This window comes from Maribellus sp. YY47 (genome assembly GCF_023111095.1).
In the GTDB taxonomy this organism is placed as follows: Bacteria; Bacteroidota; Bacteroidia; order Bacteroidales; family Prolixibacteraceae; genus Draconibacterium.
The window spans coordinates 98,497-115,349 of record NZ_JALGYW010000008.1; the positions used below are offsets into that span (position 1 = coordinate 98,497).

Sequence of the window (16,853 nt, forward strand, 5' to 3'; positions counted from 1 at the left end):
TATGTCGGGCAAAGAGGTGAAAATCGTCCTGAAATCAGGGAAAGATCAATCATTGCGGCGCTTTCACCCCTGGGTGTTTTCGGGCGCAATTAAACAAATACATGGCGCTCCTGCCGAGGGCGATTCCGTAAAAATATATTCGAACAACAACGAATTTCTGGGAATCGGGCATTACCAGATCGGATCGATTGCCATTCGTATCGTATCGTTCAAAGATACAGCACTTGATTTCGAATTCTGGAAAGGCAAAATTGAAAGTGCCTGGAACCTGCGGAAACGGCTTGGCCTGGTTGACGATCCGGAAACCAATGTTTTTCGCCTCATTCATGGCGAAGGCGATGGAATGCCGGGGCTGGTAGTGGATTATTACAACGGAACGGCTGTGCTGCAGATGCATTCGATCGGGATGTACCTGAACCGCGATGTGCTGGTAAAAGCCTTGCAGGAGGTGTTGGGCGATCAGTTAAAAGCGGTGTACAACAAGAGCAGTAAAACACTGCCGTTTAAAGCCGAGGTAAAATCGGAAGATGGCTACCTGTGGGGAAACGAAAGTACTGGCGAAGTGCTCGAATACGGATTGAAATTCAAGGTTGACTGGGAAGAAGGGCAGAAGACCGGCTTTTTTGTCGATCAGCGCGAAAACCGCAAGCTGGTGCAAACCTATTCAAAAGGCCGCGATGTGCTGAATATGTTTTGTTACACCGGCGGATTTTCGTTTTATGCCATGAAAGGTGGCGCCAACATCGTACATTCTGTCGATGCTTCCGGAAAAGCGATCGAACTGACCCGCGAAAATGTGGAGCTGAATTTCCCGGGCGATCCGCGTCACGAAGCTTTCGTAGCCGATGGTTTTGAATATTTAAAAGACATTCAGGATAAATACGACCTGATCATTCTTGATCCGCCGGCATTTGCCAAACATCAGAACGCATTGTCGCAGGCGCTGAAAGGTTACAAACGGATTAACACACGGGCGTTTGAACAGATACGAAGCGGAGGTGTTTTATTTACGTTCTCGTGTTCGCAGGTGGTAACAAAAGATCGCTTTCGCGAGGCTGTTTTTTCGGCCGCTGCCATTGCCGGACGAAAAGTACGTATCCTGCACCAGGTCACTCAACCGGCTGATCATCCGATCGATATTTATCATCCGGAAAGTGAATACCTGAAAGGATTGGTTTTGTACGTGGAATAGCGAAGAACAGATATTTATAGTAATTGATCGTGATTGGTTGAGATTAATTGTCACTAAAACAATCAATTACTACAAATCACAATAAGTTGCAACAAGTCACAATTTTTAGATATGGAACTACAACAGTTAACCGAACAATACAACGCTCAGCACAGCGAAAAAACGATGCTCGAAAAGCTGCAATTTCTGGTGGAACAACACCCCGGGAAAGTAGTTTTTACCACGAGTTTTGGTTACGAAGATCAGGTAATTACCGACATTATTTTTGCCAACGATCTGGATATAAAAGTGGTTACGCTTGATACCGGCCGGCTTTTCCCTGAAACTTACAAAGTGTACCGAAGTACCCTGGAAAGATACAAGAAACCGATTCGGGTTTACTATCCTCCGACTGAGGAAGTGGAAGCGTTGGTGACAGAGAAAGGTCCGTTTAGTTTTTACGAGTCGCTCGAAAATCGCAAAGAATGTTGTTATATCAGGAAAGTAATTCCGTTAAAACGTGCTTTGGCCGAAAACGAAATCTGGATCACCGGTTTACGTGCGTCACAATCAAACAACCGGAGCGGGATGCAGGAATTTGAATGGGACGAAGGCAACGGTATCATCAAATTCAATCCGTTGATGGACTGGAGCCTGGAACAAACCATCGAGTATGTGAAAGCCAACCGTGTTCCATACAATGTGTTGCACGATAAAGGTTTTGTGAGCATCGGTTGCCAGCCTTGTACAAGAGCCATTCAACCCGGCGAAGATTTTCGTGCCGGTCGCTGGTGGTGGGAGCAAGGATCGGGTAAAGAATGCGGATTGCATTCGCTCAAAAAATAAAAAGTTTATTTTCCTTTTTTAAACCAATACGTCCTCAGTGCAGAAAAGGGCTTCAAAAAAATCTATTTCTAATATCAATTATCTATCGAACGTGCTGAAACCAAATGCATTTCCGCTTGTTGTTAGATGATGAAAAACAAATTATGGAAATAATTAAACAGAAAAAGATAGCGCTCATTTTTCTGGCACTGGGTGCCATCGGAGGATTTTTGTACTGGAAATTTGTTGGTTGTACCAGCGGAACCTGTGCGATAAAATCGGTTTGGTACTGGAGTACCTTGTGGGGCGCGGCTGTTGGTTATCTGCTGGGAGACTTTATTAACGATCTTCTGGTCAGGGTAAAAAAGAAAAAGGGAAATAAGGATGATAGGGAAGTTCAATAATATAATTAATTCGAGCCGTCCGGTTTTAGTTGATTTTTATGCCGAGTGGTGTGGTCCGTGCAAACAAATGCCGCCCATTCTGAAGCAAGTAAAAGACGAACTAAAAGAACAGGTGAGGATCATAAAAGTGGATGTTGACCGAAATCCGCAGATTGCGACAAAATACCAGATTCGCAGCATTCCAACGTTGATGCTTTTTAAAGACGGTGAGCCAAAGTGGACAGGTTTAGGTGTTCGCTCGGCCGATGAAATTAAATTGATTGTACAGGCCCAGATCGATAATTAAATTCGACTGTTTTGGCTGACGCTCAAAATATCTTTTACACCTCCATTTCGAAATATTATTCCGAAATTTTCCCGTATAACCCGGCACAACTAAAGTTTGTAGAGGCGAAACTTAGCGGTTTATCGGGTAAGACAATTCTGGATATTGGCTGTGCAACCGGAGAACTGGCTTATAATCTGGCTCTTGGCGGTGCATCGGTTACAGGAATTGATCTAAATGAAGATTTGCTCGAACAGGCTCAGGAAAATAAAATCCATCCGAATCTGCATTTTCAAAAAGGAAATATGTTGAATTTGGAAACCGATTTTCCAGCAACTCAGTTTGATGCAGTGCTTTGTTTCGGAAATACGCTGGTGCATTTAAAATCGCTGGATGATGTTACTGATATGCTTAAGGCAACGCGTATCGTTCTAAAGCCCGGCGGAACTTTACTTTTGCAAATTCTGAACTACGATTATATTCTGGAGGATAAGGTAACAGAACTTCCCTGTATCGATGCTGAGAACATTACTTTTCTTCGCCATTATCAGTTTCGGGAAACAGGCGATTACATCGATTTTCAAACCGAGCTGGTGCTAAAACACAAAGTTTTAAGCATCCGCAACGAAACTCGTTTACTGGCTTTAAAAAGCAAAGATTTGCTAAAAGCGCTAACGGAAGCCGGTTTTTCTGAAATCAATCTCTATTCTAACTTTAAACAGGACCCGTTTGGAGGAAAACACCTGCCTCTTGTGGTAAGTTGCATTTAAAATACGATACGAACTGGACAGGCGATTTGCAATCGCCTAAAAAAAATGATGTAGAATTTAACCGCGTTTTTTCCGATACACCATCCACCAAACGATTACGCCGCTGATCAAAACAATCAATAAACAGATCCCGGCAAGCGGAACAAATAAAATGTAAAAGGGCCCGAGGATGCTTTCAAAGATTCGCCCGGTGTGAATCTCCTGCGAAACATTCCACAACGACATGGGAGAGGCCTTGCGTATCTGTTGTGGCATATCGGGGAAAACTTTTCCGCTTAGACTGATCGCTCCGCTGTTGTAATCGAACCACCAGGCCTGGTTTTTGCTTTTTACAAGTCCGGCAGCCATATTTGCTCCAATCGGACGTACCATTCCCGACGGCGCCTGGTACGGCGCTCCACTGAAGAAATCGGAAACCCGGCCGGTTTCAATATTCCAGATAAACATTCCGCTAAACGATCCCACCAGTAATTGGTGTTGATTTAATTTTTCCAGTACGTTGCATCCCATAACACTTACCGGTGGCTGGTTTTGTGCAGGCTGTAACGGACGCTGGAGCGTTTCATCGGCAAAATAAAAGCCATCGGAAGTGGAGAAGATGTATCTGTCCCGGGTTTCATCCCAATATACTCTTCTGAGTTTGTCCATCCACGGATTCGGGCTGTCGAGGTGCGTTCCCGGAATGATTCCGACCTGTTTGCTTGCAATGGCAATCAATAGCGGCGGACGCAGGTGAATTCCGGCAAAGGTGTTAATGATCAGGAACAGTGCAAAAATATAGCCCAGAACATTGTGCCAATGGAGGTTTTGTTTTTTTATGCCAACATATTTTTGTGTTGGCCGGGCTTTCTTTTTCCTCCGGCGGATAATTTCGGGAAAGAAGAAATGCAATAAGCCTGTAACCGATAAAACGATGGTAATAATGCCCAACAAATCGACAATTAGTTTCCCTGTTAATCCAAACAACTCCCCACTGTGAAGTTGCCAGAAAGTGTCGAATAAACCTGTTTCTCGTTTATAATTGACTGGTGCCGGAAGCTGAACGGTTTGAAAACGGACTCCGTCGGTACTGCTTAGCAGATAATCGCGGGTTAGCACCAATAGGGAGTCGCCTTTTAGGATAACGTCCGTAATCCGGTCGTTTTTTACGGGCAAGGTAATTTTCTCCCAATTCCCGTTTGTTGACGAACGAAAATATAATCCGAGGTGCGTCCCTGCGTACAGGTTTTGCTTGAAGGCAATCAGCGAATATATTTTTCGGTTGTCAATTCCTTTGGGAAAGCCGTTGTTAAAGTCCTCAAAAGCTGAAAAAGCCGGATCGCTTTTCCAAACCCCTATATTTCCGTATATAAGAACAGTAGCCGAATCGATTTCCAGCGAGCCTCTTACCGCAGATTGATTCCAGTTGCTGTAGGTGTAATTTTCGGGTAAAAGGCTACGGGAAACATCAACACCTGAAAACACACCGCGGTGATTCATGATGATTCCGGACGTGGCAAAAAGAACCGAAATAAAAGCAATGACAACAGCCGGCCACCGGTGAAGCTTTTTAAAAGTCTTTATGATTCGCGTTCGTTTCATTCCCAAAAGGAAATTAATGGTTTATCGGCTTACAACCGATGGTTAAAGAATAAAAATTTCAGAATGATGTTCAATAGCTAATGATCTTTTTTTGACGATCTGTTAAAAGAGGGGACACCCGCAGGTCAATTCGGCTGACCTGCGGTGAATGTTCCCCTTCTTTACCCTCTCTTCTTTCTTGTCCCTTCTGTCCGGAACATTCAAAAACAACAATGGCTTGAGTTAATTCATAAAACGAGGCGTTACTGAAAGCATCAGGTAACCCCAATATTGAAAAACGGAACTGTCGCCGCCTTTAATTAACTCTAAGCTGTCACCTGCAAAAAGCGTCGATAAACCAAGTGATATTTTAGTCATAGGATTTACTTTCCATGTTCCCGCCAAATCGAGTTCAGTACCGAGATAGCGGTCAAAATCTTCAGCGAAGTCTGCCGCCGCACCAAAATAGTGCAGGTGGGCATTGAATCCCCATTTTTCACCGCTGTAGTCATATTTCAGATAAACATCGTTTAGCCCAACACTGCCGATGTGGTTACTCACATAGAAATAATCCATAAAACCGTTGAACTTGTGATTGGTGCCATACAACGGGGTGAAAGCTTTGTATTTTGAATCGTTGTAGGAGGTTCCTGAAAGATGTTCAACACCCAGCGTAAAACGATCTGCCGATGCTTCCAATAACAAATTAAGTGCACTGATGTCTTTCCCCGAAACATGTTTTCCTCCCTGATAGTAAAGATTGGCGGCCAGCTTAAGCGGTTTTACGTTGGTGGTAATTCTTCCTCCTAGCGTTTGACTGTATTTTGTTTTCTGATCGGCATTTTCCACAACCGGAACACCATTGTTTAAAACCAAAAGACTTAGCTGAATGGTTTCCCAGTTCTGATGAAACCAAACAAATTGTAAATCTTTGTAGGCATCCGGACCGTCGTAATAACTATCCGTTAAGTTTCCGTTTTCGTGATGCGCAACTCCGAAATGGAGGTCAAAGTCTTTTTTTAGTTTGAACAGGGCCACATCGTGCGACCGTGCCTGCTGTGCCCAGCCTACATTTCCAAAAATTCGTTGATCATCGTACACCAGTTCCTGTCTGCCTGCTTTAAGAGAGAACTCCGGTGTAAAAAGTATTTCGGCCCAGGCTTCGTGCAGCGACGCAGAGAAATCTTCGTTCGAAACCAGTTGTGGTTGATTTCCCCACTGCCGGACATCCTGCAAAACCAAACCCGTATTTATGAATTCATTTTTGAATCCGAAATTCAACCGGGTACGCTGCGTGGTTATCGTCGATGCATCCTGATCTTCCGCAGCCAGCGTTTTATACCCGTGACTTAATTCGGTTCTTGGTCTGAATTCTCCGCTCAGAGAGAACTGTGCCATCGAGTTTTGAGCGACGACGAGGCTCAATACTAGTAGAGCAATAATTTTTATTTTGATCATGTCGTAGTTTTTGTGTGATTAGTTTAGATCATAGGTTTTTTCCCGTTCTTCCGCCTGCTTCATCCATTCAGGAACAACAGTTTCCAGGAATTCCTTTTTGTCTGCGTTGAGTTGATCCATATCGAGGCCAACAAATTTTTGAGCTTTGGCTTTTGTTTCGATATCAGGATAAGGAACTTCCTCGTTGTGTCCAAGGTTGGCGAGCAAACGAGCCAGTTTTATGCGGGTTTCCTGAGCAATGGTGATGCCGGTCGAAATTACACGCCCTACTTCAACAGGCGAGTGAAAAGATGCGCCGTGGCTGGCAGCAGCATAATCCCAGCGCCATTGTGCATGTCTGATTCCAAGTAAAATATCTTTCATGCTGGCATCGGTGGCGCCAAGGTCCCAGGCTTTTTTTGCTTCCACATGGGCCCTTACCAGCAACTCTTCCAGTTTGTCGCGGTTTTCGATGATTTTATCCTGACGTTCGTAAACATTGGCCATTAAAGTTCCGGCTTCTTCGCGGTGGCAAACCTGGCACGAATTGGCAATGTTGTTCAGCGGCGATTGCATTTTATGGTCGGTGAATTTCTGGCCTCCCTCGCTTTTGTATGGCATGTGACAGTCGGCACAAGAAACACCGCGCTGTGCATGAATACCGGTCATGTAAGTTTCGTATCCCGGATGCTGGGCTTTTAGCATGGGAGCTTTACTTATCGAATGAGTCCAGTCGCTGAATTCAATGTTGTCATAGTATTCTTCCATGGCTTCAGCCGAAAAACCATTATCCCAGGGGAAAGTGAGGTACTGTGCACCATCTACTTTCTTTTTGTCGAAATAATATTCCACATGACATTGAGCACACACAAGGCTGCGCATTTCCTGGTGACTCACTTTTTTGATGTCGCGTCCCATTCGTTCAAAAGCTTCCACCAATGCGGGGCGGGTGATGGTTAAGTTCATCGTTTCATTATCGTGGCAGTCGGCACAGCCAATAGGATTTACTACTTCAGCTCCCAGTTCTGCCCAGCTTCCGGTATAAAAGGCAGCTACTCCTTTTTGATTCATTAAGCGCGGTACGTCGGGGCTTTTACAAGTCATGCAGGTGGATGGCATCGGTCCTTCCTTTGTTGTTTTCGGAGCTCCGGTGCGCAAAGTATTTTGTATATCGGTAACGGCGTAATAATGTCCGCGTCCCTGGTTGTAATCTTTCGAAAAGCCATAGCCGGCCCACAGAACCACGAGTCTCGGATCCACTTCCAGCATATCGATCATGGTGTTTCCGTTGTATTTGCTGCGGAACGTGGTGTCAGCAGTTCCGTAATAGGATTGAAATTCGCGCGGATAGTTTTGTCCCCAAACTTCGTTTCTGGGTTCAAACTGACCGATTTCTACTTTGGGCACGTTTACATAGGCGGCTTCGGCGCGTCGTTCGATAATGGACGACGCTAAAAGTCCCAATAAAAAAACGACCACGACAGTTGCAATAAAAAGTCCCCAGTTTAACAGGGTTCGTTTTGATGATTTTGAATGAGTTGTCATAGAAAAGGTATTTAGTTGTTTTTAATATATTCTTTGATCCATGCAGGAACCGGGCTTTCCGGTAGTGGTACCTGGGCGTTTGGTACGCTCGAAAGGCTGTTCACTCTGCCGTGTGGTACTTCGCGGTGGCATTCCCAGCATATGCGGTCCTGGGTATGTGCAACATGCGCTTGCACTGACGATGTCAGTTTGGGATCGGTTACCAGTTGGCTGTGACAGCGAATACAATTATTCTGAACCACTTCTTTCCCGGCTTCGTGTATAAATATCACCTGTGGTTCCATCCTTAAGGTGAACATGGTAGCGTGCCGCAAACCGTCTTTGGCTTTGAAATAGTATTTGTTCAGTACATTGTTATGCGGAACATGGCAGTCGTTACAGTGCGCTACTTCACGGTGAGAGCTGTGTGTCCAGGTAGCATACTGTGGCGCCATGATGTGACAGTTGGTGCAGGTTTCCGGTCGGTCGGAAAGATAAGAGTGGGCTTTCGAAACATAAAATGTGAAAGCAATCAGACCCGCAAATACGCTGGTAATCATTAGCACCGGGAATTTCCATTTTTCAGGAGGCAGCAACTTTTTTATCATGGTTGTAATGGGTTTAATTACGGAGATAAAAATCCGGCAATTCGCTTCAATATTTTGTAACAGATGTTACAAAATCGCGTTTTATGTTTGGTTTTTACTTGCCGAAAAGAATCGTTACGTTGAATGATTCTATTTAATCTGAAATTGATATGTAACTGACAATTAAAAGCGGTTTAATAACGATGCTTTTCTATTTTTGTCGGTCTATTTATTAAAAAATCAAGATGAAGCAAAACCTATATTTGGGAGTTGAAGCTATTGGACAGGCAGCTATCGATGGAGGAATCTCCGGCGTTTATGCCTATCCGGGAACTCCTTCTACTGAAATTACCGAATTTATCCAGGACAGTAAACAGGCAGCAGAAAAAGGGATCAGAAGTAAATGGTCGGCCAATGAAAAAACGGCTTACGAAGCTGCGCTGGGAATGTCGTATGCCGGGAAACGATCGATTGTTTGTATGAAACATGTGGGACTGAATGTGGCTGCTGATGCGTTCATGAACTCAGCGATCACCGGAATTAACGGCGGTTTAATTGTTACCGTAGCCGACGACCCGTCGATGCACTCTTCTCAAAATGAACAGGACTCACGTTTTTACGCCAAGTTTGCCATGATTCCGATACTGGAACCTTCCAATCAGCAGGAAGCTTACGATATGGTTTACAATGGATTCAGTCTTTCTGAAGAACTGGGAGTGCCGGTAATGGTGCGAATTACCACTCGTTTAGCGCATTCGCGTGCCGGAGTGATCCGAAAGGCAGAGAAGGAAACCAATCCGTTAAAACTTTCGCAGCAGCCTTCGCAATTTGTGTTGCTGCCCGCTATTGCCCGTCAGCGGTATAAAGGCTTGCTAAAAAAACAGAAAGACTTTGAAGAAGCCTCGTTTACTTCGGAATATAATTTTCTGAAGAAAGGTACCGATAAAACCCTGGGGATTATTGCCTGTGGAATTACCATTAATTACCTGAATGAACATTATAAAACCAAGGAATGTCCGTACACAATTCTGAAAATTTCGCAGTATCCGCTGCCCGAAAAGATGTTGCACGAAATAGAGAAAGAGTGTGAAGAAGTACTGGTGCTTGAAGAAGGTTATCCACTGGTGGAAGAGGCTGTGAAAGGCATCTTTAACAAGCATATTAAAGTAAGTGGGCGCTTAAGCGGTACTTTACCTCGCGACGGCGAACTGAATGCCGACCTGGTTGCCGCAGCTTTAGGACTCGAAACGTTGGAAGGCGCAACTGTTCCTGAGTTGGTGGTAAACAGGCCACCCGCACTTTGCCAGGGATGCGGCCACCAGGATATGTACAAGGCGCTGAACGAAGCTGCGGATAAATATTCAAAAGGAAGGGTTTTCTCTGATATAGGTTGCTATACGCTTGGCGCTTTGCCTCCGTATCAAAGTATTTATTCGTGTGTCGACATGGGAGCTTCCATTACAATGGCCAAAGGAGCTGCCGATGCAGGTTTGGTTCCTTCGTTTGCCGTAATCGGAGACTCTACTTTTACTCATTCAGGAATTACCGGTTTGCTCGATGCCGTGAACGATAACTCTAATATTGTGGTGGTGATTTCCGACAATGAATCGGTTTCGATGACCGGCGGACAGGAATCTTCAGCGCTTGGGAAAATCGAAAGCATTTGCGAAGGAGTGGGCGTTGACCCGAAACACATCCGCATGTTGGTTCCGATGAAAAAGTACCACGAACTGATGGTGAGCACTATTGAAGAGGAAATTGCTTATGAAGGCGTGTCGGTGATTATTTTCAGACGTGAATGTATTCAGGCCGCAGCGAAAAGACTCCGTGCTGAAAAGAAAATCAAACAAAACCCAAAATTGTAACCATTATAAAGTAAGCATGGGAATGGAATTCATGCACGGATACAGGGTTATCCTTTAATCTACTTGGTGCGAATTCTCCCGGGAGCCCGGGATTCCCATAAAACAATAAAATTAAAACAGATGAAAACTGATATTATATTAGCCGGAGTTGGCGGTCAGGGAATTTTATCCATCGCATCAATTTTGGGCGACGCTGCGCTTGAAGAAGGCCTTTTTCTGAAACAGGCAGAAACACACGGAATGAGCCAGCGGGGAGGAGCTGTGGTCTCGCATCTGCGTATTTCGGATGCGCCAATTGCAGCCGACCTAATTCCCAAAGGAGGCGCCGACATTATTCTTTCTGTAGAACCCATGGAAGCATTGCGCTATTTGCCCTTTCTTTCGCCCACCGGATATATTGTTACCAATACCACGCCGTTTATCAATATTCCCAATTATCCGGATGTTGAAAAACTGATGGAGGAAGTTCGCAAACAACCGCGATTCGTCGCCATCGATGCGGATCAGATTGCTACCGAAATAGGCAACAAACGAGCCATGAATATGGTGATGCTGGGAGCAGCAACTCCTTTTGTACAGGTTGATCCGGATAAAATTATTCGAGGGATTGAGCATATTTTTAAAAGCAAGGGCGAGGCTGTTGTAGAGTTAAACCGAAATGCTTTTATGTCGGGAAGAGAGTTTGCATTGGCGAACAAGTAATCCCGGTTTCTGACAACCCAAAGAAGTCCCGTTTTTTATGTTTTTACCATAATGAACGGGTCTTTTTTTATCTGCTTGTTTGAAATCAAAATAAATAAGAAGTCATTGGTGTCAAATTGTAAGCTCCCGATTGATTTGGCTTCTTATTTTGTTAATTTTGAATGCGATGTTTGGGATTGCTACACATAATAGTCTTTGGGAATTAACCTTTATTTGGCCGGGAAGTTAATACCGTCCCGGAACGATTCAACCTTTATTCTTTCTTTACAAAAAACCAAAAATCAGATGAACAAATTTTTTTCAATAGCATGGATATTTCTTGTCCTTACAGGAATAACGCATGCACAAGATCAAAACTTTGTACAAGTCGGTAAAGCATCAGTTCAGCTCTACGGATTTGTTAGAAGTGAGTATTATTACGATTCATACAAAGGAGTAAACGCCGCACAAGATAACTTCTATTTAGTACCACTTTACAAAGGACAAGATGGTAACGGAGAAGATCTTAACCGGCAGGGAATTACCGGTTTTACTGCTATGGCGACACGTTTCGGTATGAACATTACCGGGCCCGAGATTTTGGGGGCCAAATCGTCGGCAAATTTCGAAACCGATTTCGCGGGAATCGTTTCGTGTTATCCAGAGGTGCTTCGGTTAAGAAAAGCATACGTTAAACTCGATTGGGAGAAAACATCGTTGCTGGTCGGACAAACCTGGCATCCATTGTGGAACGGAAGCGGTGCGTTTTTCCCACAGGTAGGCGGTTTAAATACAGGTAGCCCTTATAACCCGTTCAACCGTTCGCCGCAAGTCGACTTCGATTACCGGATGAGCAAAACGCTCACATTGTCATTGACAGCGCTTTATGAGCAACAATATGCTTCAAAAGGATTTTACGATACACCCAATACCAACAGTACCAACCTTGCCAAACGAAATGCGGGAATCCCCGAACTGGTAGCAGGTCTTTATTATAATTCGGGTGGTGTAAGTGTAGGTGTGGCTGGTGCATTCAATGTCATTCAGCCCATTGATGTTACCGAAGGCACCGAAGGGAAATTTAAAACGGAAGAGTTGAATACCAGTTTCGTTGGCATGACTTATTTGGGTTACAAAAGCGATAAACTGTTTGTGCTGGCCAAAGGAATGCTGGGGCAGAATATGGTAAACATGCTGATGCTGGGTGGATACGGCGTAAAAGATTACGATGCAGCAACAGGAGCAATGACCTATACCAACTATTCCAATTACAGTTCTTTGCTCAATATTGTTTACGGAAATGAATATCAGGTTGGATTCCTTGCCGGGCTTTCCGGAAATTTAGGTACCGCCGAGGAGCTTTATAATTTCGATGGCGCCGCCAAAACCCTGGGGCTGATGCCTAATATTAAACAGGCTTGCCGTGTTGCGCCATATTTTGCCTACAATTATAAAAACCTGCGCTTTGTTGCGGAATATGAATTGGATTCAGCTGATTACGGAACCGGGAACTTTGATTTTAAGGATGGTTTGTACGAGGATACAACAAATGCTACTAACCACCGAATTTTATTGATGTTGATGTACAATTTTTAGCGGATGAAAAGAGAATACTGGCAGGAGGAGTTGGAGGTTTTACACCGAAACGAGCTAAAAAAATTACAGGTTGAACGATTGCAGGCTACCCTCGGCCATGCGGGGCGTTCGCCTTTCTACAATAAAGTCTTTCAACAAAAAAATATAAAGGCAGACAATATAAAAGATGTTGAACAAATCTGGGATTTGCCTTTTACAACAAAACAGGATTTGCGCGAAAATTTTCCGTATGGTTTTCTTACCATGCCCAAAAAGGAAATTGTTCGTTTGCACAGTTCAAGCGGTACTACCGGAAACCCTACTGTTGTTTTTCACAACCGCCACGACCTGGATTCGTGGGCAAATTTAGTGGCCCGTTCATTGTTTATAGCCGGCGTGCGCGATACCGATGTGTTTCAGAATATTTGTGGTTACGGACTTTTTACCGGAGGGCTGGGTTTTCAGTACGGAATTGAGAAGCTGGGGGCGTTGAGCATTCCTGCAGGAGCAGGAAACAGTCTTCGTCAGATAAAACTGATGCGCGACTACGGTACTACTGCGGCACATGCCATTCCGAGTTATCTGGGGCGTTTGTACGAAGTTTTTGAGGCCGAAGGACTGGACCCGAAGAAAGATACTCAATTGCGGATTTTTGTTATCGGCGCCGAGCCGCATACCGACGAACAACGCAGACGCATCGAGGAAATGTACGGCGTAAAGGCATATAATTCTTTTGGATTAACCGAAATGAATGGGCCCGGAGTGGCTTTCGAATGCGAATATCAGGACGGAATGCACATTTGGGAAGATGCTTACCTGGTCGAAATTGTAAATCCTGATACCCTGGAACCGGTTCCTGACGGCGACTATGGCGAATTGGTAATTACTACGCTCGACCGTCAGGCTATGCCTTTGATCCGCTACCGCACCCGCGATATCACCCGCATTATTCCGGACCGGTGTAAATGCGGCCGCACACACCGCCGCATCGACCGTATTACAGGGCGTTCCGACGATATGTTTATCATAAAAGGATGTAATGTATTCCCGATGCAAATCGAAGGCATTTTGCTGAAAATCCCTGAAGTGGGCTCCGATTATATGATTACGCTCGAAACCATGAACGGCAACGATGAAATGGTGGTGGAAGTGGAAGTAAAAAAGGATTGGTTCAGGGGCGATATCCGTCGGCTCGAAAGTTTAACCCGGTCGATTACCGCACAAATCAGGGATGAAGTGCTGGTTAAACCTGCGGTGAAACTGGTGGAAGCAGGTTCGCTGCCCAAACCGGAAGGAAAAGCTGTACGGGTTATTGATCTGCGAAACGGCGGAATAAAGAATTAACATCAAATCAACCGACTTAAACTAAAAAAATGGCTTACGAAATATCTATTTTTCTTGAAAATAAAATCGGGCATTTTAAACGGGTAACAACGGTTCTGAAAGAGAATAAAATCAATATCCGCTCGATTTTCATCAACGATACGGCCAATGGGTGGGGCATCCTTAATTTGTTGGTCGATCAGCCGGAAAAAGCATACGAAGTACTTTCCGAAAAAAGCATCTCAGTTGCCTTACGAGAGGTAATTGCCCTTGAAATGAAGGACGAAACCGGTGGCCTCGACGATTTATTGTTACAGGTTGCACAAGCCGGGGTGAATTTTAATAATGCTGCCGGACGGATCATTGAAGCAACCGGAAGGGCTATACTTATCCTGGATGTGCCTGACTATGAGGAAACAATTGAAAAATTGAAAAAACAAGGACTGAAGATTCTGGATGACAGCACGGTGTATGGACGACAAAACGAATCAAATTAATTAAACTATAAAAATCAGACTTATGCTTGGAATACACGACCCCGGTATAATATTGGGTTATCTGTTTTCAATTTTAGGATTAGTGGCCTGCGTGGTTTATGGCCTTCTGTTTTGGAACAAAGGGGTAGCTACTTCCGAAGAAATTCAGGAAGATTTGGAATGGGAAAATAAAGATCATCAATTAACCGAAGAGATTTAAGACAACTACTATGAATACATTTACTTTGGGATTGGTAGTTGTAATCTACCTCCTCGTTATCGCTTATCTAGGATACCGGGGGTATACACAAACCAAAACCGCTAAAGATTATTTGCTTGCAGGGCGCGAAATTCATCCTTTTGTAATGGCAATGTCTTATGGGGCAACTTTTATATCCACTTCTGCAATTATTGGTTTTGGCGGTATTGGCGGTGTCTATGGCATGGGATTGATCTGGCTGACAGCGCTCAATATTATTATCGGGATATTTATTGCCTTTATTTTCTTTGGGCGTATCACCCGTAGGATGGGGCACAACCTTGACGCACACACTTTCCCTGAATTTTTGGGGAACAGGTTTCAATCGAAAAAGATACAGATCATCAGCGGAGCAATAATTTTTGTTTCCATGCCGCTGTACGCGGCCGTGGTGCTTATTGGCGGGGCACGGTTTATCGAAAGCATTTTTGAAATCGATTTTTCACTGGCGCTTACCTTTTTCTCGATCATTATAGCTGCCTATGTAATTGCGGGCGGCCTGAAAGGTGTGATGTACACCGATGCCCTCCAGGGGACTATTATGTTTTTAAGTATGTTTTTCCTGCTGATTGTCAGTTATGTAAAACTGGGTGGTGTAAGTTCGGCACACGAAGCGCTGACCAATATGGCCAACCTTGTTCCGGAAAGCCTGCAGGCCAAAGGGCACGAAGGCTGGACTGCATTTCCGAAAATGAACTCAGCCTGGTGGTGGATTTTAACGACCAACATCTTTCTGGGTGTGGGAATTGGCGTACTGGCACAACCTCAGCTGGTGGTGCGTTTTATGACCGTGAAAAGCAACCGGGAACTGAATCGCGCCGTTTTGATTGGCGGCATTTTTATCTTCGTAGTAACCGGTTTTATTTATACCGTTGGCGCTCTTACCAATGTCTATTTTTACAGAGAATCGGGGCAACTGGCCATCGATGCGGCACAGGGAAATGTCGATTTGATCATTCCAAATTACATTAATTCAGCAATGCCCGAATGGTTTGTTTACCTGTTTATGCTGGCCTTACTGTCTGCAGGAATGTCGACCCTTAGCTCGCAATTCCATACCATGGGGACTGCTTTGGGCCGCGATTTTATCGAGAATATTTTTCCGAAGAAAAAAATGAATTCGATGCTGATTTCCAAATTGGGCATTTTGGTCGCTATTGTCATCAGCATCATTATCGGTTATAAACTTCCGGGAGGAATTGTTGCCAGGGGAACAGCTATCTTTTTTGGTATTTGTGCCGCCACTTTCTTACCCGTTTATTTTGGAGCCTTGTATTGGAAACGGACAACAAAAGCTGCAGTGGTCTGGAGCATCCTTGCCGGATTGTTGGCGAGCGCTTTTGCTCTTGGCTTTATGCACCTGAAAGAATCGGAACCGCTTGGTATTTGTCAGGCCATTTTCGGAGCACCAACTATTGCCAGCGGATACCCCTGGATGATTATGGATCCAATTGTAATTGCATTACCCGTTTCCGTGGTTGTTCTGGTTTTGGTATCGCTGTTTACCGAAAATGTATCGGAAGAACACCTTGGTAAATGTTACCGGGGAATAAAATAATAATTGCATGGATAATGTTTGTCCGATAAGTTTTACTTTTATGTTCCTGGTAATAAACTAATCAAAAAAAGAGATCATGGCATTTACACTATCGGTTTTTCTCGAGAATAAAATTACCCGCTTTGAGGAAGTAACAGCTTCGTTAAGAAGCGAGCGTATCAATATTCGTTCATTGTCGTTAACCGGCATGCCTCATGGCTGGGGAATACTTAATTTGCTGGTCGATCAGCCCGAACGCGCTTATAAATTGCTGTCGGATAAGGGTAATTCGGTGTCGATGGAAGAAGTAATTGCAGTGGCAATGGAAGACGAGGCCGGAGGGTTGGATGAAATGCTCCTTAAAATTGCTAAAGCCGGAATTCATGTCGAAAATGCGTATACCCGCCTGATTGCCGAAAAGAATATAGCAGTTCTGCTGTTGGTGGTACAGGACTTTATTGAAGCCAAAAAAAGACTGGAGGCAAACCATGTAGTGGTACTCGACGACAAAATAGTGTATGGAAAATAGCGCCTTGTCGCCGCAGGAAAAGGATTTTCGTTGAAATCGAAATCAGGAGAACTTTAAACAGAAAT

At 44.3% G+C, this 16,853-nt stretch carries 17 protein-coding genes; 13 read left to right on the forward strand and 4 right to left on the reverse strand.

What is annotated here, in order from left to right; translation table 11 throughout:
- Position 1: 1 nt before the first annotated feature.
- The 5 genes from MR764_RS08240 to MR764_RS08260 all read left to right on the forward strand — a co-directional run bounded on the left by MR764_RS08240 (position 2) and on the right by MR764_RS08260 (position 3,435).
- A complete protein-coding gene (locus MR764_RS08240; RefSeq protein ID WP_247978933.1) occupies positions 2-1,192 on the forward strand; it encodes a class I SAM-dependent rRNA methyltransferase in 1,191 nt (396 codons plus the stop codon).
- Positions 1,193-1,303: 111 nt separating this feature from the next.
- Positions 1,304-2,017, forward strand: a complete 714-nt coding sequence (locus MR764_RS08245) for a phosphoadenylyl-sulfate reductase (protein ID WP_247978934.1) — start codon at positions 1,304-1,306, stop codon at positions 2,015-2,017.
- Positions 2,018-2,160: 143 nt separating this feature from the next.
- The gene (locus tag MR764_RS08250; protein WP_247978935.1) at positions 2,161-2,400 is read left to right on the forward strand and encodes a DUF6132 family protein; all 240 of its coding nucleotides are present in this window, start codon (positions 2,161-2,163) and stop codon (positions 2,398-2,400) included.
- Positions 2,381-2,686 carry a thioredoxin gene (gene trxA / locus MR764_RS08255; RefSeq protein ID WP_247978936.1) on the forward strand — a complete coding sequence of 102 codons (306 nt, stop codon included), beginning with the start codon at positions 2,381-2,383 and terminating at the stop codon, positions 2,684-2,686. The genes MR764_RS08250 and trxA overlap by 20 nt, the downstream gene beginning before the upstream one ends.
- A gap of 11 nt (positions 2,687-2,697) precedes the next feature.
- Positions 2,698-3,435, forward strand: coding sequence for a class I SAM-dependent methyltransferase (locus MR764_RS08260; RefSeq protein WP_247978937.1), 738 nt, complete (start codon positions 2,698-2,700; stop codon positions 3,433-3,435).
- Between the two features lie 57 nt (positions 3,436-3,492).
- Here MR764_RS08260 and MR764_RS08265 read toward each other — a convergent pair whose 3' ends face one another.
- The 4 genes from MR764_RS08265 to nrfH all read right to left on the reverse strand — a co-directional run bounded on the left by MR764_RS08265 (position 3,493) and on the right by nrfH (position 8,564).
- Positions 3,493-5,016, reverse strand: coding sequence for a PepSY-associated TM helix domain-containing protein (locus MR764_RS08265; protein WP_247978938.1), 1,524 nt, complete (start codon positions 5,014-5,016; stop codon positions 3,493-3,495).
- Positions 5,017-5,238: 222 nt separating this feature from the next.
- Positions 5,239-6,453, reverse strand: coding sequence for a hypothetical protein (locus MR764_RS08270; RefSeq protein WP_247978939.1), 1,215 nt, complete (start codon positions 6,451-6,453; stop codon positions 5,239-5,241).
- 18 nt (positions 6,454-6,471) lie between these two features.
- Positions 6,472-7,977: an ammonia-forming cytochrome c nitrite reductase gene (nrfA, locus tag MR764_RS08275; RefSeq protein ID WP_247978940.1), complete on the reverse strand. Its 1,506-nt coding sequence runs from the start codon at positions 7,975-7,977 to the stop codon at positions 6,472-6,474.
- Between the two features lie 11 nt (positions 7,978-7,988).
- Positions 7,989-8,564, reverse strand: coding sequence for a cytochrome c nitrite reductase small subunit (nrfH, locus tag MR764_RS08280; RefSeq protein WP_247978941.1), 576 nt, complete (start codon positions 8,562-8,564; stop codon positions 7,989-7,991).
- Positions 8,565-8,788: 224 nt separating this feature from the next.
- On the opposite strand from nrfH, the gene MR764_RS08285 reads away from it, so the two are divergent.
- From MR764_RS08285 to MR764_RS08320, 8 genes are all read left to right on the forward strand, one after another.
- A complete protein-coding gene (locus tag MR764_RS08285; protein ID WP_247978942.1) occupies positions 8,789-10,408 on the forward strand; it encodes a thiamine pyrophosphate-dependent enzyme in 1,620 nt (539 codons plus the stop codon).
- A gap of 120 nt (positions 10,409-10,528) precedes the next feature.
- Entirely contained in the window at positions 10,529-11,110 is a 582-nt protein-coding gene (locus tag MR764_RS08290; RefSeq protein ID WP_247978943.1) for an indolepyruvate oxidoreductase subunit beta, read from the forward strand.
- A 285-nt stretch (positions 11,111-11,395) separates the two neighbouring features.
- Positions 11,396-12,685 carry a hypothetical protein gene (locus MR764_RS08295; protein WP_247978944.1) on the forward strand — a complete coding sequence of 430 codons (1,290 nt, stop codon included), beginning with the start codon at positions 11,396-11,398 and terminating at the stop codon, positions 12,683-12,685.
- A 3-nt stretch (positions 12,686-12,688) separates the two neighbouring features.
- Entirely contained in the window at positions 12,689-14,008 is a 1,320-nt protein-coding gene (locus MR764_RS08300) for a phenylacetate--CoA ligase (protein WP_247978945.1), read from the forward strand.
- Positions 14,009-14,037: 29 nt separating this feature from the next.
- Positions 14,038-14,484, forward strand: coding sequence for a hypothetical protein (locus tag MR764_RS08305; RefSeq protein WP_247978946.1), 447 nt, complete (start codon positions 14,038-14,040; stop codon positions 14,482-14,484).
- A 22-nt stretch (positions 14,485-14,506) separates the two neighbouring features.
- Complete coding sequence (locus tag MR764_RS08310) at positions 14,507-14,683, forward strand: symporter small accessory protein (protein WP_247978947.1); 177 nt, start codon at positions 14,507-14,509, stop codon at positions 14,681-14,683.
- 10 nt (positions 14,684-14,693) lie between these two features.
- Positions 14,694-16,280, forward strand: coding sequence for a sodium:solute symporter family protein (locus MR764_RS08315; RefSeq protein ID WP_247978948.1), 1,587 nt, complete (start codon positions 14,694-14,696; stop codon positions 16,278-16,280).
- A gap of 76 nt (positions 16,281-16,356) precedes the next feature.
- Complete coding sequence (locus MR764_RS08320; RefSeq protein WP_247978949.1) at positions 16,357-16,788, forward strand: hypothetical protein; 432 nt, start codon at positions 16,357-16,359, stop codon at positions 16,786-16,788.
- Positions 16,789-16,853 lie beyond the last annotated feature (65 nt).